The 17,878-nt window shown below is 64.9% G+C and carries 20 protein-coding genes and 4 pseudogenes; 12 read left to right on the top strand and 12 right to left on the bottom strand.

Going from position 1 to position 17,878, the window contains the following annotated elements; genetic code table 11:
• Nucleotides 1–476 precede the first annotated feature (476 nt).
• From AB4Z47_RS23500 to AB4Z47_RS23480, 5 genes and pseudogenes are all read left to right on the top strand, one after another.
• On the top strand, nucleotides 477–2,027 hold the full coding sequence (locus tag AB4Z47_RS23500) for an MFS transporter (protein WP_441953558.1): 1,551 nt from the start codon (nucleotides 477–479) through the stop codon (nucleotides 2,025–2,027).
• A 125-nt stretch (nucleotides 2,028–2,152) separates the two neighbouring features.
• On the top strand, nucleotides 2,153–2,542 hold the full coding sequence (locus AB4Z47_RS23495; protein WP_441953556.1) for a hypothetical protein: 390 nt from the start codon (nucleotides 2,153–2,155) through the stop codon (nucleotides 2,540–2,542).
• Nucleotides 2,539–2,730 carry a hypothetical protein gene (locus AB4Z47_RS23490; protein ID WP_441953554.1) on the top strand — a complete coding sequence of 64 codons (192 nt, stop codon included), beginning with the start codon at nucleotides 2,539–2,541 and terminating at the stop codon, nucleotides 2,728–2,730. Before AB4Z47_RS23495 ends, AB4Z47_RS23490 begins: the two co-directional genes overlap by 4 nt.
• Nucleotides 2,731–3,057: 327 nt before the next feature.
• Complete coding sequence (locus AB4Z47_RS23485) at nucleotides 3,058–3,237, top strand: zinc-binding dehydrogenase (RefSeq protein WP_441953552.1); 180 nt, start codon at nucleotides 3,058–3,060, stop codon at nucleotides 3,235–3,237.
• A 203-nt stretch (nucleotides 3,238–3,440) separates the two neighbouring features.
• Nucleotides 3,441–3,548 (top strand): annotated as a pseudogene (locus AB4Z47_RS23480) (nitroreductase family deazaflavin-dependent oxidoreductase); the annotation flags it as partial.
• Between the two features lie 579 nt (nucleotides 3,549–4,127).
• On the opposite strand, the gene AB4Z47_RS23475 reads toward AB4Z47_RS23480, so the two are convergent.
• On the bottom strand, nucleotides 4,128–4,727 hold the full coding sequence (locus AB4Z47_RS23475; protein ID WP_441953550.1) for a TetR/AcrR family transcriptional regulator: 600 nt from the start codon (nucleotides 4,725–4,727) through the stop codon (nucleotides 4,128–4,130).
• Nucleotides 4,728–4,819: 92 nt separating this feature from the next.
• Here AB4Z47_RS23475 and AB4Z47_RS23470 point away from each other — a divergent pair, with 92 nt between their 5' ends.
• Both AB4Z47_RS23470 and AB4Z47_RS23465 read left to right on the top strand, forming a co-directional pair.
• Nucleotides 4,820–5,722, top strand: a complete 903-nt coding sequence (locus AB4Z47_RS23470; protein WP_441953548.1) for an alpha/beta fold hydrolase — start codon at nucleotides 4,820–4,822, stop codon at nucleotides 5,720–5,722.
• Between the two features lie 203 nt (nucleotides 5,723–5,925).
• Nucleotides 5,926–6,750, top strand: coding sequence for an SDR family oxidoreductase (locus AB4Z47_RS23465; protein WP_441953637.1), 825 nt, complete (start codon nucleotides 5,926–5,928; stop codon nucleotides 6,748–6,750).
• Here AB4Z47_RS23465 and AB4Z47_RS23460 read toward each other — a convergent pair.
• The 6 genes and pseudogenes from AB4Z47_RS23460 to AB4Z47_RS23435 form a co-directional block, all read right to left on the bottom strand.
• Nucleotides 6,747–7,445, bottom strand: a pseudogene (locus AB4Z47_RS23460) (class I adenylate-forming enzyme family protein); the annotation flags it as partial. The gene AB4Z47_RS23465 and the pseudogene AB4Z47_RS23460 overlap by 4 nt on opposite strands.
• A 317-nt stretch (nucleotides 7,446–7,762) precedes the next feature.
• Nucleotides 7,763–8,101, bottom strand: coding sequence for a hypothetical protein (locus tag AB4Z47_RS23455; protein WP_441953546.1), 339 nt, complete (start codon nucleotides 8,099–8,101; stop codon nucleotides 7,763–7,765).
• Nucleotides 8,102–8,439: 338 nt separating this feature from the next.
• Nucleotides 8,440–8,925, bottom strand: a complete 486-nt coding sequence (locus tag AB4Z47_RS23450; protein ID WP_441953544.1) for a hypothetical protein — start codon at nucleotides 8,923–8,925, stop codon at nucleotides 8,440–8,442.
• Nucleotides 8,926–9,363: 438 nt separating this feature from the next.
• Nucleotides 9,364–10,347, bottom strand: a pseudogene (locus AB4Z47_RS23445) (IS1380 family transposase); the annotation flags it as partial.
• Nucleotides 10,348–10,483: 136 nt separating this feature from the next.
• Nucleotides 10,484–11,008 (bottom strand): hypothetical protein, encoded by a 525-nt coding sequence (locus tag AB4Z47_RS23440; protein ID WP_441953543.1) that lies wholly within the window; start codon nucleotides 11,006–11,008, stop codon nucleotides 10,484–10,486.
• 322 nt (nucleotides 11,009–11,330) lie between these two features.
• Nucleotides 11,331–11,531, bottom strand: coding sequence for a hypothetical protein (locus AB4Z47_RS23435; protein ID WP_441953541.1), 201 nt, complete (start codon nucleotides 11,529–11,531; stop codon nucleotides 11,331–11,333).
• Nucleotides 11,532–11,548: 17 nt separating this feature from the next.
• Here AB4Z47_RS23435 and AB4Z47_RS23430 point away from each other — a divergent pair, with 17 nt between their 5' ends.
• Nucleotides 11,549–11,824 carry a hypothetical protein gene (locus tag AB4Z47_RS23430; RefSeq protein WP_441953539.1) on the top strand — a complete coding sequence of 92 codons (276 nt, stop codon included), beginning with the start codon at nucleotides 11,549–11,551 and terminating at the stop codon, nucleotides 11,822–11,824.
• 428 nt (nucleotides 11,825–12,252) lie between these two features.
• On the opposite strand, the gene AB4Z47_RS23425 is transcribed toward AB4Z47_RS23430, so the two are convergent.
• From AB4Z47_RS23425 to AB4Z47_RS23415, 3 genes are all read right to left on the bottom strand, one after another.
• On the bottom strand, nucleotides 12,253–12,645 hold the full coding sequence (locus AB4Z47_RS23425) for a response regulator transcription factor (protein WP_441953537.1): 393 nt from the start codon (nucleotides 12,643–12,645) through the stop codon (nucleotides 12,253–12,255).
• Nucleotides 12,646–12,727: 82 nt separating this feature from the next.
• The gene (locus AB4Z47_RS23420) at nucleotides 12,728–14,122 is read right to left on the bottom strand and encodes a choice-of-anchor P family protein (protein WP_441953535.1); all 1,395 of its coding nucleotides are present in this window, start codon (nucleotides 14,120–14,122) and stop codon (nucleotides 12,728–12,730) included.
• A gap of 172 nt (nucleotides 14,123–14,294) precedes the next feature.
• Nucleotides 14,295–14,717: an LLM class flavin-dependent oxidoreductase gene (locus AB4Z47_RS23415; protein WP_441953635.1), complete on the bottom strand. Its 423-nt coding sequence runs from the start codon at nucleotides 14,715–14,717 to the stop codon at nucleotides 14,295–14,297.
• A 356-nt stretch (nucleotides 14,718–15,073) separates the two neighbouring features.
• Between AB4Z47_RS23415 and AB4Z47_RS23410 the strand changes: the two genes are divergently transcribed.
• Together AB4Z47_RS23410 and AB4Z47_RS23405 are read left to right on the top strand one after the other, a co-directional pair.
• Nucleotides 15,074–15,967 carry an SDR family NAD(P)-dependent oxidoreductase gene (locus AB4Z47_RS23410; RefSeq protein WP_441953533.1) on the top strand — a complete coding sequence of 298 codons (894 nt, stop codon included), beginning with the start codon at nucleotides 15,074–15,076 and terminating at the stop codon, nucleotides 15,965–15,967.
• Nucleotides 15,964–16,719, top strand: a complete 756-nt coding sequence (locus tag AB4Z47_RS23405) for a hypothetical protein (protein WP_441953647.1) — start codon at nucleotides 15,964–15,966, stop codon at nucleotides 16,717–16,719. Before AB4Z47_RS23410 ends, AB4Z47_RS23405 begins: the two co-directional genes overlap by 4 nt.
• 201 nt (nucleotides 16,720–16,920) lie before the next feature.
• Here the strand turns inward: AB4Z47_RS23405 and AB4Z47_RS23400 are convergent.
• A pseudogene (locus AB4Z47_RS23400) lies at nucleotides 16,921–17,232 on the bottom strand (WS/DGAT domain-containing protein); the annotation flags it as partial.
• Between the two features lie 3 nt (nucleotides 17,233–17,235).
• Here AB4Z47_RS23400 and AB4Z47_RS23395 point away from each other — a divergent pair.
• Together AB4Z47_RS23395 and AB4Z47_RS23390 are read left to right on the top strand one after the other, a co-directional pair.
• On the top strand, nucleotides 17,236–17,424 hold the full coding sequence (locus tag AB4Z47_RS23395) for a hypothetical protein (RefSeq protein ID WP_441953531.1): 189 nt from the start codon (nucleotides 17,236–17,238) through the stop codon (nucleotides 17,422–17,424).
• A gap of 105 nt (nucleotides 17,425–17,529) precedes the next feature.
• Nucleotides 17,530–17,703 carry a hypothetical protein gene (locus AB4Z47_RS23390; protein WP_441953529.1) on the top strand — a complete coding sequence of 58 codons (174 nt, stop codon included), beginning with the start codon at nucleotides 17,530–17,532 and terminating at the stop codon, nucleotides 17,701–17,703.
• Nucleotides 17,704–17,717: 14 nt separating this feature from the next.
• Here the strand turns inward: AB4Z47_RS23390 and AB4Z47_RS23385 are convergent.
• On the bottom strand, nucleotides 17,718–17,878 hold a 161-nt coding region (locus tag AB4Z47_RS23385), incomplete at its 5' end, for a transposase (RefSeq protein WP_441953633.1).

Below are 17,878 nucleotides of genomic sequence, written 5' to 3'. Positions count from 1 at the left end.
CAACCCGCGTCCCGGTGCGAATTGAGACAAATCCATTCGCGTGACCAAGAAATTGCTGTGTTTTGCATCGCGTACGGGTGTTCCGCCCCGGCATCGCGATGGTCGCCGAGCAGCGGCCGGTCGCCGATGCTGCGCCGATCGACGCACCGGCACTGCCCGAACTGCCGCCTCTGGGCTTCCTGGCCCAGGGAAGCGCCAATATTGCTGTCGACATCGCTCAGCAGACGATTGGGCCGCCGCGACCGTCGTGCTACCGCCGATGAGCTGGTGATTCCCCCTGCCATATTCTGTTCGGCCGTGCCGACACCGAACGGGAACGGCGGCCGCAAACCATCGCGGGATCAACCCGTCGGGGCGCCCCGGATGCGGAGTGAGCCGAGTTCAACGATTCTGTAGGCCGGGACCGCCTGTGGACGAGCAATCGAGAACGATCTCTGAGACACCCGACAAAGTAGATAAAAGTAGATAAGGGAACCATGCCTGAGCCACTGTTACCAACCTCCGCCGTGTCGGCGCGTGCCCCTGAATCCAGCCGAACGGCAATCCGCTGGCTCGCCCTCGCGGTGGTCTGTGTCGGGACAATGATGGCTTTCGTCAGTCTGTCCTCGACAATCGGTAGTCTCGCCCGGATACAGGCCGACCTGCACTCCTCACCGACCGAGACCGTGTGGGTCACCAGCGCCTACAGCCTTGTTGTAGCCAGCTTGATCCTGGCCGCAGGCACCTTGGGCGACCTACTCGGCCGCAGGCTCGTGTTCTTGGTCGGTGCGGTCTTCTTCATCGGCGGCAGCATTACCGCGTTCGCCGCGGATAGCACCGGACTGCTGATCACGGCTCAGGCGATCATGGGCGTCGGCGGCGCGGCGATCTTGCCCAGCAGCCTCGCCGTGGTCAGTCACGCGTTCGTCGACCCACGCGAGCGGACCGAAGCCGTCAGCATCTGGGCGGGAAGCTCCGGCCTCGGCCTCGCTGTGGGTCCGCTTGGCTCCGGTGCGCTGCTGCAGTATTTCTCCTGGCACTCGGTCTTCATGATCAACGTCGTGCTCGGCATCATCGCCCTCGCCGGCGCGCTGCTCCTGGTGCCCGAGAGCAAACAGCCCGACCGCCAGCTCGACCCGGTGGGTGTGGCGCTCGGCACAGTTGCTGTCGCCGCGCTGACCTTCGCCATCATCGAAGGCAAGACCCTCGGCTACGCGTCCGAGCCCATCATCTTCACCTATGCCGTTTTCGCTGTCACGCTGCTCGGGTTCATCGGGTACGAGGCGCGCCACCCCGACCCGATGATCGACGTCAGGCTGTTCAGGTCGGCATCTTTCAGCGCCGTCATGGGCGTCGCGGCCACCACGATGTTCGGCTTCGTCGGCACTGCCCTGCTCACCGTGCTCTACCTCCAGAATGTCCAAGCCGTCACACCTCTCGGGGCCGCCGTCCGCAGCCTCGCCATGTTCATCCCCTTCATCCTCGTCAGCGCCGTCGCCGGCAAGATCGTCCATAGGGTCGGCTTCAAGGTCATGCTCACCGTGGGACTGGTTGTCATGGCCGTCGGCATCATGGCCCTCCGCGCCGCCCAGGCAGGCCCCGGGTTCTCCAACGTCTGGCCCGGCCTCGTCGTCGCCGGGATCGGCAGCGGTCTGCTCATCGCCCCCTCGACCGCGGCCGCGATCATCAGCGTCAAACATTCCCAAGCCGGTATGGCCAGCGCCGTGGTGAACATGTTCCGCCAACTCGGCAACGTCCTCGGCGCCAGCGTTCTCGGCACCATCCTGACCACGAAATTCGCCGATGATCTGAGCAACCGACTGTCGGCAGACGGTCTCCCGAAGCCCGCAGTCGACCAGATCGTTGACGGTGCTCAGCGCGGCCATCACGCAAGCGGACTACCAGACAGGCTGGCTACGCTCGTCGGTGACGCTGTCCGGCAAGCCTTCACCGACGCCTATCATCTCGGCGTGCTCGTTGCCGGGATCGTCGTCCTTGCTGTCGCGATCCCCACACTCATCCTGGTCCGCCGCAGCCCCGCCGAGTAACGAATGAACGTGACGTACGAGCTGCTGGAAGGTCTGCCGGTGTAGGCACCACGGCTCGGCGGCGCGTCTTTCGCCCTGCAGGCGCTGTGCGCCTGGATGGGCATCAGTCTGCGACCCTGAACGACATGCTGGCGTTTTTGCAGCATGTCGCCGATCTGGGTTTGCGCACGCAGTGGTTGGTCGGCCAGCACAACGACCGCGAACTGTCCTGTTACTGCGTGACTCCGTCGGGTTTCGAGTTGGACGTCGGCTGGAATCCGGTAATGATCGGGCCCGAGCTCGAATCCACCTGGGACCCGACGACTTATCAGGGGATCGGCGGCTGGTGCCACACCACCGTGCTGGACAAGTTCGCCCAATTCCGGCAGGCACTGCGGACAATGGCCACGCGGAGATCACCGTCCCGCAGCTCACAGGAGGACTGTCGAGATGACGAATACCGACTACGACGTGGTGGTCATCGGCCTCGGCCAAACCGTTGGCCGAGGCCGATCCGCTGGGTCGGCGCGGGGTGAGCGTGCTGTTGGAACGCGAACGGGAGTACTACGGGATCACCCGCGCCGTCCATGCCGATGACGAGGGCATGCAAGCCTTTCAAACCGTCAGTGCGGCAGCCGAACTCGCCGCGGACATGAACGTTGATTCGACGGTCCAGTGGGCGCGCTGCGACGGGACCGTGCTGGTGCACTTGCAACCAGACTGAGCGGCGGCTGGGCCGGCCGGCGGTCAACTTCCTGTACCAGCCGTACTTGGAGAACACCCTCGAACGCCACGCCGTGTCACCGTGCTCCGCCGGGGGGACGTCGACCACAATGCCGACAGTGCTGGCATCGAGCATGTCGAAAGCCGCGGCACGGGCTGTGGCAAGAAGGGCGCCGCGGATACAGATCCTCTGGCACTGGTGATCGTCCGGTCGCCAGGACGTGGTGTCCGGCACGGGGATGCGACCGCATGAGGTTTTAGCGCTGCTGCTCGACGACATCGATCTCGACCTGCCGGTGTAACTGGGTGGTCACCGCATGATCCGTTTGTGTGGACTCTCCGGTCGCGTTATACCGCGCAGCTCGGCGAGCTCGCCGCCCTCTACGACGCAGGCCACCTCCGACCGGTCCTCGACACAACCTTCGCATTCGACCGGACCCTCGAAGCGCTCGCTTACGTCGAGAGCGGCAGAGTCAAGGCCGGGAAGGTCGTCGTCACGCTCGACTGAGATTGTTCGCGAATCGACAGGCTATGAACGAGAGGAAGCGATGAGCCAGGACATCGAGCCCCGAAGTGCGAACAGCTCGCCGACCATGAGCGTCGACGTCGACCGGACGCGGTTCGCCTATCGCGAGTTCGGACCGAGCGCCGGCGTGCCCGTTGAATTCTCCGTTGCTACCGAAGATCACGCGGTATGCCAGCAGGGCGCATGTGTGGATCTATCGCCGCACCCGCGGGCGGATCGGTGCCCAATGGCGCGTCGGCGCCGCATTCGGCACGTCCATGCCGACCCTGCTGCTCGAACACCGTGGGCGTAAGTCTGGCAGGACCTTCGCGACACCGCTGCTCTACATGACCGCCGGCCCCAACATCATCGTCCGGCGAACCGCCCGGCACCGCGCACGATCTCGCCCAAGGCGCTGGCCACGGGTATCGCCGCCAGTGCAGCGGCCGCGCTCGAAACCGCCGGACCGCCGATCATGCTTGCCTGGCAGAGGCGCATCTCCTCGCATTGAACGAGATCGACAGACCGATTTCAGCGAGTTCGAAACGACCGGTGATGGGATCTGGCGGATCTGCGCGGCGACCGACTTCGCCGCAAAGTATTGCCTGGCGGTGAGCGGCGCGCCGACCGCCTGCGGGGCGGACGCGCCGGCCTGCCAGATGCCGGAGGTTGAGGAGGCGAGCGCATCCTCGGGCTGGTCCCTGAGGGCGCAGCTCAGCAACAAACACTGCGAGCAGCGCTTGTGGCGCCGTCGCCATCGTGGACGGCGATCCACAATCGTCGTGACGTGCGCCCATCGAGAGGTTGCCGGGCCGCGTCTGCCCTGCATCCCTCGACTCCTGGCGGCGGACACGGGTCGTGGTCCTATCGGGATCTGGAACGATCAGGTGAGCTCAGCGGTTTGTTGCCTGGCTTATGAGGGCCTCCGCTGCTCCTCGGGCATGTGCCCAGGGCGCCGGATCATCGAGGGATGTGGACAGTGCGGCTGCACCCTCGTACAGGACGGCGAGTTGGTCGCCCAGCAGCTGGGGGTTCGCCGCGCCGGCCTGTCGGGCCAACTCGGTGAGGCCGTCGATGTAGTTCCGCTTGTGCGCATGGACGATGTCTTGAACACCGGGCATGGCCTCGGCTGCCTCAACGGCCGCGTTGTGAAACGGGCAGCCGCGCATCGGCGCATCGGCGGCATCTGGGCTGTCGAACAAAGCGAGCAGCCGCGAACGCGGATTCGAATCGGACTCCGGCGGCGGTGTGTCGGTGATGTCACCCGCCGCTTGCCGCAGCATGCGCAGATACTCCTCCACCAACGCGGTCTTGCTCGGAAAGTGTTGGTAGAGAGTTCTTTTCGACACGGACGCTTTGGTCGCGATCAGTTCGACACCAGTGGCGTTGATGCCCTCGTTGTAGAACAACTCGGTAGCTGCCTTCACGATGCGCTGACGCGCGCCACGCCCTCCCCGACGGGTCGGCTCCTGGGTATCGGTGAGCGAAGTCATGACGCAAGTATACCGATCTGTTTACAAGTGGCGCGATGCCGGGTACGTTGAACTGCGAAGGTACACCAATCGGTTTACAACAGGAGGTAGACATGACAGACCGGCGATCCACTCAGCGTGTTCCCGAACGTCATCAGCAGGCGCAGCGTGCTCGTTTGGGCGGCACGTTGTACCAAGATGCTCCGACGAAATCCGTGCATGTCGGCGCAACGCGGTTCGCATATCGCGAGCTGGGTCTCGATACCGGCGTACCAGTGATCTTCTTGAATCACTTGGGTGCAAATCTGGACAACTGGGACCCCAGAGTGGTCGACGGCATCGCGGCGAAGCACCGCGTGGTCACCTTCGACAACCGCGGCGTCGGCGCGTCCGAAGGTAAGACACCGGACTCGGTCGAGGCGATGGCACGAGATGCTGTCGCCTTCATCCGCGCGCTGGGCTTCGACCAGGTCGACATTTTGGGATTCTCGCTGGGAGGCTTCGTAGCGCAGGTGATCGCTCGAGAAGAGCCGGAGCTCGTTCGAAAGCTGATCCTTGCGGGGACGGGTCCGGCGGGAGGTGAAGGTATCGTCAACGTGACTTCGGTGACTTACCGCGACACGTTCAAGGCGGTGGCCACTTTCAAGGATCCGAAGGAGAATCTGTTCTTCACCAGAACCGCACACGGCAAGTCGGAGGCTCGTGCGTTCGTGAAACGGTTGAAGGAACGCAGCGTCGACCGCGACAAGGCAATTTCACTGCGAGCATTCCGCACTCAGCTCGAGGCCATCCACGCGTGGGGCGCGCAGGAGCCATCCGACCTGAGCCGCATCCAACATCCCGTTCTCGTCGCCAACGGTGAGGACGATCGTATGGTGCCGACCAGCAATTCCTTCGACTTGCAACGTCGTCTGCCGAACGCGAAGCTCCGCATCTACGTGGATGCGGGACATGGCGGGATCTTTCAGTATCACGAAAGGTTCGTCGGAGAGGCGCTCGAATTCCTGGCGTCATGAGCCTCGGCAGCATCTGTCTCGCACTCGGTAAGCCGGACTGAAAGGGGCAGAGGACCTGGACCATTCCTCTTGGTCGTTCTGCACAACACGTGTCGCGGGAAGAAATACATCAATCGGTACGCATCAGCGATCAATGGTGCATCGATCACCGGGCCCGAGCGGCCTGGCCAGTTGACGTTCGACGACGAGAGAAGAGAGAACACATGCCTTCCGTATTGATTACCGGCGCCAGTAGGGGGATCGGTCTGGCGATCACCGAACACATGAGCGGACGAGGTTGGGACGTGTATGCCACCGCTCGATCCGATGCCGCCCTCGAAAGTCTCGATCGCTTACCCAATGTGCACGCGATCCCTCTCGATATCACCGACAGGTCGGCCATCGCCGCTCTTCCCGATCGACTCCCCGCTGAACTGAACGGCGTTGTCAACAATGCCGGCATCATCGTGAACGGACCGGTGGAGGGGTTGTCACTCGATGAATTGTCACGGCAACTGGACGTCAACGTGACGGCCCAGATCGGAGTGACGCAGGTGGTGCTGCCGAAAATACGTGAAACACGTGGACGGGTGGTGTTCATGTCATCGGTCAGTGGGTTGATCACCACACCGGGTACCGGCGCCTACAGCGCATCGAAGTATGCAGTCGAGTCCTTGGCCGATGCACTCCGGATGGAGCTGCGCCCGTGGCGGATCCCCGTCTCGCTCATCGAGCCCGGGCCCACCCGTACCGACATGTGGGGTAGCATGCTCGACGAGCACGACCGCATGACCGCGCAACTGGCCGATGAGCATCGCGAGCTGTACGCATCGCACCTTGCTGGGACTCGGAAGTTGTTGGGCCGCATGCAAAAGCACGCGGGCGATCCCCAGAAGGTCGTGAAGGCCGTCGACCACGCGCTGACATCGAAGCGTCCGAAGCGTCGATACTTGTGCGACAACGCCAGTCGGGCGCAGAGGTTCGTTGTCGCGATAACTCCTGCGGCCTTGAACGACGCGGTGCTGTCAGCGGCCACCACGGTGAAGTGAGTCCGTGTCGGTTTGTCGATCTTGCCGACCACGTTCTTCGGGATGGCGTCCACTATGAAGTACGAGGTCGGGCGCTTGTAGGGGGTGAGGTGCCGGGCGCACGCTGCTTTCAGCGTGGTGGGGTCGACAGTCGAGTTCGGTCGTGGTTGGACGTAGGCGACGACGAGCTCGCCCCATTTTTCGTCGGGTACGCCGATCACGGCGGCCTCCAGGACGGCCGGGTCGCCGACCAGGACGTCCTCGATCTCCTTGGGGTAGATGTTCTCGCCGCCACGAATGATCATGTCTTTCGATCGCCCGACGAGTGTCAGATAGCCGTGCGCGTCGAGATGGCCGATGTCACCGGTGTGCAGCCAGCCATCGATGATGACGCGCGCCGTTTCCTCCGGACGTCCGAGGTAGCCGCGCATGACGTTGGGGCCTCGCACGACGACCTCACCGTCGGCCCCCGCCGCCGCCTCGGAACCGGCTGCGTCGAGGATCCGAATCTCCTGTCCCGGGAAGGGAAGCCCCACTGTGCCGGCGCGTCGTGGGCCCGCGAGGGGGTTGATGGTGGAGCCGCATGTTCCTTCTGACAGCCCGTAACCCTCGATCAGGGGGAATCCGTATCGAGCCTCGAATCGGGCCAGCAAATCGGCCGAGGCCGGTGCCGCGCCGCAGATTCCGAAACGCAATGATGATGTGTCGGGTCGAATATTCGATCAGCGACGCGGTTGTGCAGGTGATGCTGCCGATGGGCGTCAACTTTTCGGTCGGACTCGGCGACGAGCGGGAACGGGCCCAGGTCTCGCACGAGGTGGCCCTGCGCCTTGACAACTCGATCAACCCTCGGCCGGTCCATCCTCGGTGAGCAGGGCCGTCGGCGTGACCTCGATCACGTAGTCCAATAGCCGAGGGCAATGGCGTCGGCGTCAGCAGCGATTCGCGGCGCCCATCTCGGGATCAGTGCTGGTATGCACCTTCGTTCTGGCTGATGACCTGCATCGTGTCGCTCATATCTGCCTCCTGATGGTTACGGATGTTGTGCCGGACGGTTGTCGGCTCTCGGCGTGAGCTGGTCATATCGCCCCAGTGCCTCGACCTCGCGCGCCAGCTGGATCGCGGATGTACCCACGCCGCCGGAGCCGGCCTGGATGAAGACCTTCGGCCCTTTCTGCAGATTGGCGATTTCGATCAACGCCTGCCAGGCGGTCAGGCCGACCAGCGGGATGGCGGCGGCTTCTTCCATCGTGAGCTGCTTGGGCTTCGGTGCCAGGTCGTCTTCGTTGATGGAAATGAACTCCGCAAAGGTGCCGATTCGGTCTTTATCCGGTCGCGCGTAGACCTCGTCGCCGGGCTTGAACTTCCGCACGCGGGTCCCGACCCGGCCACGACGCTGACGGGGGCGCTGGCGCCGCCACGCCTCATCGACAGGCAGTGCGCGCTGGTCTTTCGCTGGCGTGTGCACAACGATGCATCGCCCATTAGCTGAATAATAGCTAGCTAATTCCACGATACTGCCGTGCTACGCATCCGCCCTACCGTTCGTACTCTCTGGCGCGTGTTCTGCTCGAGTGTTGTGCGGCGCTGCGAGTGGCAGGGGTCGGACCCATCCTCGTGCGCCCCTCTCCGCGCAGGTCGATCCGGCAGGTTTCACCTCTATTTCTGTGCGGTTGCGGCGAAGTTGCTAGCCGACTGTTGGTGCTTCGGTCAGAATGGGTCCGGTCCATCGAGTCTGTCCACTCGACCAACTTTTGAAGGGAAGCTCACATGGCACAGGAAACAAACACCGACACCAAGCGCGGCGATGTCCTGGACATCCAGAACATTCGGGACTTGGAGATGACGCTGCGGTTTCAGATCGATGAGGCGCGGCAGGAAGCCCAGAACGCTCGCCAGTATGCCCAGCAGGCCCAGAACCTTGCCCGGCAGGCGCAGCACCAAACTCGTCAGGTTCAGCACCAGGCGCAGATCGCGCAGCATGAGGCCAATCAAGCCAACCAGCAGGCCCAGCAGGCGCGCCAGCAGGCCCAGCAGGCACAGAATCAGGCCCAGCAGGCCCAGGGCGAGGCCGATCGGGCGCAGAGCCAGGCCCAGCAGGCGCAGGGGGAGGCCAACCAGTCCAATCAGCGGGCTCAGTCGGCGCAGGATCAGGCCGAGCAGGCCAGCCAGTTGGCCCAGCAGGCCGAGGATCATGCCAGCCGTACCCAGGACCGCTCCGGGCAGTGGGAACTGCAGCTGCATCAGCTTCGCCAGCAGGCCCGCCAGATGCAGTCACGCTAGCCACTGACCTGCTGTCGATGCCGCGTCGACGAAAGGGGCCGCCGCAGAGCGGGTGGTGTTCCTTTCGTCGACCGGTGGTCGCGTATGAGCGCACCGACTCCACCCCGAGAGGTGATCTTCGCCTGGCGCGTGGTAGCAGCCGCACCGAGGAGGCCGCCGAGTATGTGCGCGCGGCGTCGGACCGTTTGCGGTCGCTCGACCCGACAGCAGGCATGTTCGGGCGAACCGGCGCCGGCACGGGTCCATGAGCAGCATCTCCAAGTGCTCGACGTTCATCTCAATCGTGGCCTCCGGTGGATCGGCAGCCGCTCGGCCGAGGCCGCAACTGTGGGCGACACATCAGGGTCCTCGCAACCGCATCCCGACACGGTCGGTGAACCGCAGTTGCGCGCCGGGATGCGGCCTCTCTTTTCTGACGATCAACCGCATCCCGGGTGGTCATCCGGACAACTCGACGATTCCGGTGGCTTCGACGACCCAGGCACCGTCGCGGACTTCGCCGTCGGCGTCGTAGGCCGGTGTCCAGTCACCTGGCGTCAGGCGGGTATCCAAGGCGTCGACGATCTCGTCGGTGAGAGTGAATCCGACCGCATTCTGCACCCGGCGACGGTGGCAGTAGTCGAGGAACTCATGGGTGCTGCCACCGGAGTCTGTGCGCACCAACACTTTCCGGCCTACCTGTCACGACGGACGCCACGGCAGCTGAGACAGGGCTTCGTGCAACACCTGTTTATGGTCGGCGGCGGTATTGCTCCCGGCGCTGCCCGCCGCAGCATCGCTGCGGCGGGCTCGCCAGTGCCGGTCGCGCCGTGGTCGATGAACGCCCACAACGGGTGGAACCCGAAGCCGCGCTTGAATGTCGTTGCCGCGAGTTCCTTCCCCGAGTGCGCGTCGATCACGGTGGCATCGAGATCGATCAGCAGTGGATGCTCGGCGTCGATACCGTGATCGGGGGCGTGCGCACTGGCCAGCGTCCACGCCCGCGCTCGTGCGTCAGCACGCGCGGAAGCGATGGCGGATAGGGCTTTTTCGGCGCATCAGCAGCCAGTGCCGCGATCGCCCGCGACACCGTCGGATCCGACGCCACCAGACCGAACACGCCCGGTTCGGCTCGTAGCAGCGCCAGATCCGAGACACAGTCACCGCCGATCGCGAGCGGGACCGCCAAATCCAGCACGATCTTGCCCGGATCGTGGGTGGCCATCGGTTTGCGCCACCACGCCAGCCCCCGCGACAGGCCCTCTGCCAGGCCCACCTTCTCCGCCGTCTGCAACAGCAGCATCCCCCAGCCTGCCCGACCACCCGCAACGCCGTCGACCACGTAGACTTCCTCAGCGAAAGGCGAGGTTCCCCGCGATCGATTCGACCCTCAGCAAGCCGAATTTTTGCGGGCAAGAGCACCTTTCGCCATTTCAGGAAGCTACGCCGCCGAGCCCGTGAATTCACCAGACCGGCGTCGAAGACGCCGGGTTCACTCCAGGATGGTGAAGTCGGGGCCACCTAGTTGAGCGGCAGTGGGCTGCCCATCGGGTGTGACGTCACCCGAGAGCCATGCTGCGAGGTAATCCGTGATGTCGCCGTCGAACCGCCAGTAGATGTCGCTACGGCTTCCGGTGATGACGGCCGCCGCCGTCCCGTCGGCCACGGCCCAGTAGTACGTGTCGCCAGATGTTGATGCCCCCCACGGAAGTAATCCGCCGGGCTGAGGATGCGGCGGATACTCCGCGACGCCATCGTCGTAGTTATCCTGCAGGATCCGCAGTTCGTCACGCACACCCTCGACGAAGGCGAGTTCGCGTCCGGGTCGCGGCCTGACGATAGACATGAAGTCGTCGCACAATACGAACAGCGGATAGCTTTCGGCGATTTCCTTGTAGTCGGACGGGAATCGGAAGCCGAGCGCGTTCTCGACGACCTGCCAGTCGGGAACTTCCGGCGCATCCCGGCGGTACTGCGCCAGCCCGGGGAGGGCGCGCTCGAGGTTTTCGATAGTCATGATCAGTGCACCCAGCTCGGTGGAACGGTTCCCCGGGCACGGTAGTCGGCATACCACGACTGGCGCTTCCCATCGCTGGATGCAGACAACGAGCTCCGCCTGCCACCCGCGGCCCGGCCAATCGCATACACCCTCACCAGGAAGGGCGCCGCCACCACGAACAATTCGGTGATACCGGCCTGACACATCGTTGCCCGACCAGCAACCCATTCGCGCACAGCGCTGGTGTTTCGGAATAACATGAGCCGGGTTTCGGAAGTCCGGAGCTGGAGATAGCTGATGCAGCGTCTTGAATGGATCGCGATCGGGCCGGCGCCGCCGTTCAAGTCAGGGGCAGTTCGTAGACGGACCGGCTGCGGCCCGGTGCTTTGAAGTCGGTGATGATCGAGATTCCATTGATCTCGCGGTCGCCGGGCACGTTGTCGAAGCCGAGAGCGGTCCAACTGGTGTGAGCTGCCTGGTTCTCGGGCTCGGATGTCAGATAGAGGCGCTCGCACCCCCACTCCTCCGCCTGTGATCGCACGCTGTGCAGAAGCGCTCGTGCGATGCCGCGTCGCCGGTGCCGCCAAGATCAACCGGCACCAACACGGCAACGAGTTCGAGCCCAAGGCCAACCCGCCGACCCCCGGCAGCGCCGACCTCTGCCTCATCGTCGACGATGCCCTCGAGGACGTGATCGCCGAGTTGACCGAGCACGGTATCGCGATCGTAGAGGGACCGGTCGAACGCACCGGCGCCCGCGGGCCGATCCTGAGCGTCTACCTTCGCGACCCTGACCAGAACCTTATCGAACTATCGCGATACATCGACAACTGAACGTCGGGGCAGCTGCCGGGAATCCGGTCCGATTCCTTCGTCCATGTGGTCGTCGCTGTGGCTGAGCAGACCCGATGACCAGGTGCGCTTTGAGTTGACGGCCGTCTGGATGTCGTCCTGCGTGCTGAGTGGCCGCGTCCGCTCGTGCCGATTATTGCGCGCTTTGACGCTGGTCTGGGCCGGTGTAGGCCGCGCTGGGCGTTCGATCGCCGAGCGCTTGGTGCGGTCTGATTGTGTTATCGGACGGTGCCGCCCGAGGTCGAGTCGGACCTTGCCGCAGTGAAAGCCGGATGACCAAGCCGTCCGGCGAATCCCTCGACGGCTGCCTGATGGCATTGCCCGGCTGCATGAGGGAACCGCGTCAGTTTGGTGTCAGTGGACTTCGAGTAGTTCGGCGGTTCACGGACTCCCGTGTTTGGTCTCTTCGACTATCCAGGCTGCGATCTGAGTACGGAGGTGAATCCCAGTTTGGCAAGGATGTGTTCGACGTGGCCTTGGGCGGTGCGTTGCGAGATCACCAGTTTGGCGGCGATCTGCTTATTGCTGAGTCCTTGGGCGACAAGGTCGGCGATCTCGCATTCACGCTGGGTCAATTTCACCGACGGGCTCGACGCCGATGTGGTGTCGGTGGGCTCCCCGAGGCCGTATGCTGCGGCGACTTCCATGCCCATAGCCCGGCCTTGCCGGCGAGCGGCGTCGAATCCGCGTGCGCCGAGGGTGCGACGTGCCGCCCGCTCGCATTCCTCATGGAAGCGCGACAGGTTCGGAAAGACCGTCGATACGCTGTTTGCCGCCGGCCAGATACGCTGTGCGGCTGCCATCAGAACGGTGGCCCGCTCGGCCTCGCCGAGTGCACCGGCAGTCCAGGCCAGCGCCTCGACCCTGACGCAGCTGGATCCCGGATCATCGCTCCGACGTCGCCTGGGCGTCGTCAGTGGGCAGGTGGGCGCTGATGTGCCCCAGGCGCATCACCTCACCAGTGCTGTCGTACAGGGCGACAGCGGTGACATCGATTCCGTCCCTGAAAGGTTGCTGGCGGTTGAGTACGACCTTGGCGCCGCCGTCGAGTGCGACGGTCGTGTTGGGCGCAGGCGTCGTCGGCTGTGCCTGGCCATTGATCTGAAGCTCTTGAAATGTCAGGCGCACAGCAGGGGTGGCAGTGCCGCCGTGGGCTGCGGTGACGGTGACATCGAGGTTCATGGCGGTGGCAGCGGCCACCAGCGGGGCGTTGGTTCCGGCCTGTGCGGTTGCCGCGGTGACTGTCCCGTGCACGGTGCGGATGTCACCGCTGACAGTGCCGGAGAGTTCGCTTGCGCCACTCGATATCTGAACCGACTGATCATGCCCGTTGGTCAGCGTCCCGTTGGCAGCAGCGGTATGTTGCGAGACCGCGACGGCCGATCGACCGATGTCGGAGGAGACAAGTTCGTGGGGCGCCGTGGCCCGCGGCAGGTCTGCCACCGCCGCATGCCCGGACATCACCGGCACCTGTTGAACTAGCGCCAGACTGTGGTACGGCCCGACAGAGACGGCGGTGACACGTTTACCGCCGGTCTTGGCCACGAGCCTGGAGCCCCGGCCTGCGGCGATGACATGACCGCCGGCGGTCAGCGCCAGGCTTTCCCCGTCTCCCGCGGCGATGGCCACAATGCGCTTGCCCTTGGTGTTGGCCACGATGCCGGAAACCTCACCGCCTTCGTCCCAGCCGACGGCGATGACGTCGCCGTCGGCTGTCAACGCCAGGCTGTGGTTCGGTCCCGCGGCGATGGCGACGATGCGTTTGCCCTCGGTTGCGGCCTCGATGCCGGAAACCTGCTTGAAATCGTTGTCGCCTGCGGCCACCACCTGGCCGTCGGCCGTCAGCGCCAAAATGGTGATAAAGCCGCTGGCGATGGCGACGATGCGCTTGCCCTCGGTCTTGGCCAGGATGCCGGATACATCCTTGAAATAGTCGTCTCCGACTGCGATGACGCGACCTTCGGCGGTCAGCGCCACGCTTTTTTCGTCTCCCGCGGCGATGGCGACGATGCGCTTGCCCTTGGTTGCGGCTTCGATGCCGGAAACCTGCTTGTACCGGTCGTCGCCTGCGCCGACGACCCGACCGTCGGCGGTCAGCGCCAGATCGTAGCGAAATCCCGCAGAGATGGCGACGATGCGCTCGCCTTCGGTCTTGGCCAGGATCTCCGACGCCCTCTTGTAGCCCGCGGCGATGACATGGCCGTCGGCGGTCAGCGCCAAGTCGTGGTTATCCCCCGCGGAGATGGCGACGACGTCAGCGCCGTCGGTCTTGGTCTCCAATCCGGAACCTGCACCGTCGTTGAAGTCGTCTGCTCTGACAACCCGGCTGATGACAGATGTAACCGACTGGTCTTCGAGGTTGTGGGTCGAGTCGGACATTCGAGATGCTCCCCTCCGTCGACGGGCTCGTGCGCAAGAACGTTGCGCTGGTGAGCATTTGGCTGATCGCCTTTCAGGCTACGCGGTGTGTCCGGCGGCCGCGGTGATATCGGCGGTCGGTAGCGATCAGGTTTGCCGTCTCCGACAGGCCTGCGCACGGTTGGCATTTCGGTGTGGATGTGACGGAAGCGCAACTGCCGGAGCGGGTGCAGGAGTCGCTGGCGCGGGCGACGGGCAGCGTGCTGGTGGACACAGCGGCGCTGGCGGCGGCGCGGGCCGCCCACCCGGACACGGCGACACCAACGGCGGCAAATTCCTCCGGCATGTAGCTCGGCCCGACGCCGACGATCAGTCTGCCGGCGGCCACTCGGTCGAGGCTGGTCAACTCCTTGGCCAGCACCACGGCATTGCGCAGGGGCAGGATGATGATGCCGCTGGCGATCTTCACCGTAGTCGTATGCGCCGCAACGAGTGTCAGCCCGACGACAGTGTCCAGCAGCGGAAGCGTGCGAGGCAGCGGGAATCCCGGCGGTGCGGGACCCCGCCGCGACGCGCCACACGGGCCTGGCTCACACCCCTGGCACCGACCACCGCCTCATTGCTCGAGGCACTGCTCGACGCCACCGCACAATTGAACGCCGAACTGCGAGAACGCCTCCGAACCTGATACAGCCACGACCTCGCCATTCCGGCGCGGACCGATTCGGCACCCCACGCCGCCGCCGATGTCCGCGACGAAGCCGGCGCTGTCCACCGAAAACCGCAGGATGGCAATACCGCTATGTCACCAGTCTGACCGACACCGACACGATCGCCACCAACGACCGGATCCGCACTCGCCACGGTGACGCGGTGCGCATCGGCGCGAACTGCGACATCGCCGACGACGTCGACATCATCATCGACACCGACGCCACCATCACCATCGGCGACCGGGTCAGCATCCGCCGCGGCACCACCCTGCGAGCCAACCACGGCGGGCGCATCGTCATCGGCGACGACGTCGCGATTGGAGAGAACGTCGTCATCGCCGCCATGACCACCATCCGCATCGGCCGCGGCGCGGGCACTTCCATGGCCCAAGGATTCGCGGCCGACGTCCCGTCCGCGCTCGGCGCGGCCCTGGCCGCTGTCGAGGACCGGTTCGGCGGTTACGACACAGTGCTGGTCAACCCGGGTGTCGGGGTCGGGCACCGTACGTTCCGTGCTACCACGGCGGAGCAGTTCGCCAGCGTGATCGAGGTGAACCTGGTGGGCGCCGCCAATACGGTCCGCGCCACGCTGCCGGCAGTGCTGGCGGGTTCCGGCCAATTCCTGGTGGTCGCCTCAGTGCTGGCCTTCAACAACGGCGCGCTGCAGTCGCCTTACGCGGCCTCCAAGGCCGGGCTCGAAGCATTGGGTCGCGCACTGCGAGTCGAACTCGCACCGCATCACGTCGGTGTGACGATCGTGTACCCCGGCTACGTCGACACCGAAATGCTCGCCACCTTCCGCACCGGTGAGGTGGCCCGCGAATACGAGAAGACGGTTCCGCGGCCGCTCAAACGCCACGTCACCCCGCAAGCAGTCGGAAAAGCGATGGCCGCGGCCATGGTGACGGGCACCGATACGCTGGTGTTTCCGGCGAGGTGGCGAGCGCTCGAGGTATTGCGCGGGATCTGGTCGCCGCTGAGCGAGCGGACGTTGACGCGCAGTGGTCGATTCGCTCAGGTGCTGGACCTGGCTGATAGGGAGGCTCGACGATGACAGGTTTCCTCCGCACGAGCTCCGCGTTGTATCCGGTGTCGCTGCGTGACGACACGCCCCGCGAGATCGCCACGGACTACTGGGCCGGACCGCATGCCGAAATCGTGCGGCGGCATCGACACATCCTCGACTACATCCAGCGTCAGTTCTCACCCTCCGGCCACGGATACTGGCCGGTGACGCCACGGGTCGGGACCCTGATTGCTCCGGCGTGGCGGGTGGACGGGTTCGCCGAGGTACGGCTGCGCAGCTTGACTGTCGCGGCGTTGACCACGCCGATGCACATGCGGGGAGTCTTCCTCGACGAGCAGAACGCTTTCCAGCGAGTCCTCGGGCACCTGACCGGCCCGCGCGGCGGACGGTGGTGGACCACCGGCCACGACGATGCCGTGGCGCATCGGACCGCCGTGCTGCTGCGGCGACGCCGGGGCGTGAGTGGCCGCGCCTTCCGCCGCTTCCTCCACGAGGAGCTCGGTCCGGCCCTGTACGCGGCGGGCGCCCGCGACCTCAGGACGTACACGTTCTTGCCCTACACCCCACTCGCCCACATGACTCCCGGTGTTTCCCATGACAATCCGACGCATCGCCGGTACCACGGTGCGATCGTGATCGGCGCGAGCAGCCGCGACCACCTGACGGAGCTGCTCGCCTCGCCAGGCGTTTCGGCCGTCATTGACGATCAAGCCCGAGTGCTCACCGCGGCCCACGCCTACACGATCGAGCGCTCGGTCGCCGTGATCCGCACCGAATGACACCACCGTCGGTCCGACGACGCGCTCGGAGACGCTTTCACGCGGGGCGAGAGAGATCGGAAATCCCTGCGGTGTAGCGGTTTTCGAGCTCGTCGATCGCGTCTTCGAGATAGCGACCGAAGAGACGGACCAAGAGAGCGCTGTTCCGGTCGCGGTGAATCCCAGGTGCATTCGCCCGTCGTAGGACACAGCGGTGATGTTGAGTCCCTCCCCTTTGAACACCAGTGACAGCGGATACAGCCCGACCATCCGCGCTCCGGCGAGGTAGCAGGGCCGGTCCGGGCCCGGGACATTCGAGACGATCAGGTTGAACATCGGCGCGAAGCGTCCGACCGCGCCGGGGACGAGTTGCCGGAGCTTGTGGGGTGCCATGGCGAGGATCGAGTGGCTCACCAGGGCTTCGTGCGGCAGGGTCGCCAGATGGGACTTCGCCGCTTTGGTCGAGCGGGAGATCACCGACAGCCGGTTGCCGGGATCGGTCTGGTCGGTGCCCGCGGGTTCGGTCCGGTCCATCCCTTGACGGGCATCGCGGACGATTTCGTGGTCAACACCGCGATCACCCTGCCGGTCGGCATGGAGGCCTACGCCTCCTACGCGCTGTACGTCTGGCTGTCGGGACGGATCCGTTCGGACCGAACCCGCAGCTACGCGAAGTGGTCAGCGTTCGGCAGCCTCATCTTGGGGGCGGTCGGGCAGGTCGCCTAAGTCGACGAACATGATGCCCACCGAGCTAGCCGACGATCCCGCCGGCGGCGCGATGGAGGTCGGGCATCCGATCACCAGCGGGCTCGCGGGCAGTCCCATCCATCGATGTCGAGCAGGCGGTACCAGGGTTGGGGTGAGTCGGTGGTGTTCGCCGCGTGCACGGCAACCCGGATAGGTGAAGTCTCCGGTTGCCGCGTCGGTGATGTCGACACCGAGCAGTGGGTGTGGATGTTGCGGCGCCAGACAACCCCTGTCGGCTGCCAGGAGGAAGGGTTCTGACGCAGATAGCGTGATCATTCCGGGAACCGCAGAATTTCCGCAGTCGAGCCGGACTCGTTGTGGCTGAGTAGTATTCGCTTCCGGAGCAGGTCCAGGTTCGACCTTCCGAAGCACTGCCTTTTGAGGGCCTTGACCTTGTTCACGGTGCCCTCAGTTGGACCATTGCTCCAGTGCA

It is taken from the genome of Nocardia sp. 2TAF39, assembly GCF_052114905.1.
In the GTDB taxonomy this organism is placed as follows: Bacteria; Actinomycetota; Actinomycetes; order Mycobacteriales; family Mycobacteriaceae; genus Nocardia.
The sequence above is the reverse complement of the archived record's forward strand: the minus strand, read 5'-3'. Positions and strand labels throughout refer to the sequence as shown.

What these genes read in the sequence shown, in the direction of transcription:
- AB4Z47_RS23500 (WP_441953558.1), top strand. Translation starts at nt 477, where the DNA reads ATGCCTGAGCCACTGTTACCAACCTCCGCCGTGTCGGCGCGTGCCCCT.
- AB4Z47_RS23495 (WP_441953556.1), top strand. Translation starts at nt 2,153, where the DNA reads ATGCTGGCGTTTTTGCAGCATGTCGCCGATCTGGGTTTGCGCACGCAG.
- AB4Z47_RS23475 (WP_441953550.1), bottom strand. Translation starts at nt 4,727, where the DNA reads ATGACTTCGCTCACCGATACCCAGGAGCCGACCCGTCGGGGAGGGCGT.
- AB4Z47_RS23470 (WP_441953548.1), top strand. Translation starts at nt 4,820, where the DNA reads ATGACAGACCGGCGATCCACTCAGCGTGTTCCCGAACGTCATCAGCAG.
- AB4Z47_RS23465 (WP_441953637.1), top strand. Translation starts at nt 5,926, where the DNA reads ATGCCTTCCGTATTGATTACCGGCGCCAGTAGGGGGATCGGTCTGGCG.
- AB4Z47_RS23450 (WP_441953544.1), bottom strand. Translation starts at nt 8,925, where the DNA reads ATGATCCTCGGCCTGCTGGGCCAACTGGCTGGCCTGCTCGGCCTGATC.
- AB4Z47_RS23440 (WP_441953543.1), bottom strand. Translation starts at nt 11,008, where the DNA reads ATGACTATCGAAAACCTCGAGCGCGCCCTCCCCGGGCTGGCGCAGTAC.
- AB4Z47_RS23425 (WP_441953537.1), bottom strand. Translation starts at nt 12,645, where the DNA reads ATGGCAGCCGCACAGCGTATCTGGCCGGCGGCAAACAGCGTATCGACG.
- AB4Z47_RS23405 (WP_441953647.1), top strand. Translation starts at nt 15,964, where the DNA reads ATGACAGGTTTCCTCCGCACGAGCTCCGCGTTGTATCCGGTGTCGCTG.
- AB4Z47_RS23390 (WP_441953529.1), top strand. Translation starts at nt 17,530, where the DNA reads ATGTCGAGCAGGCGGTACCAGGGTTGGGGTGAGTCGGTGGTGTTCGCC.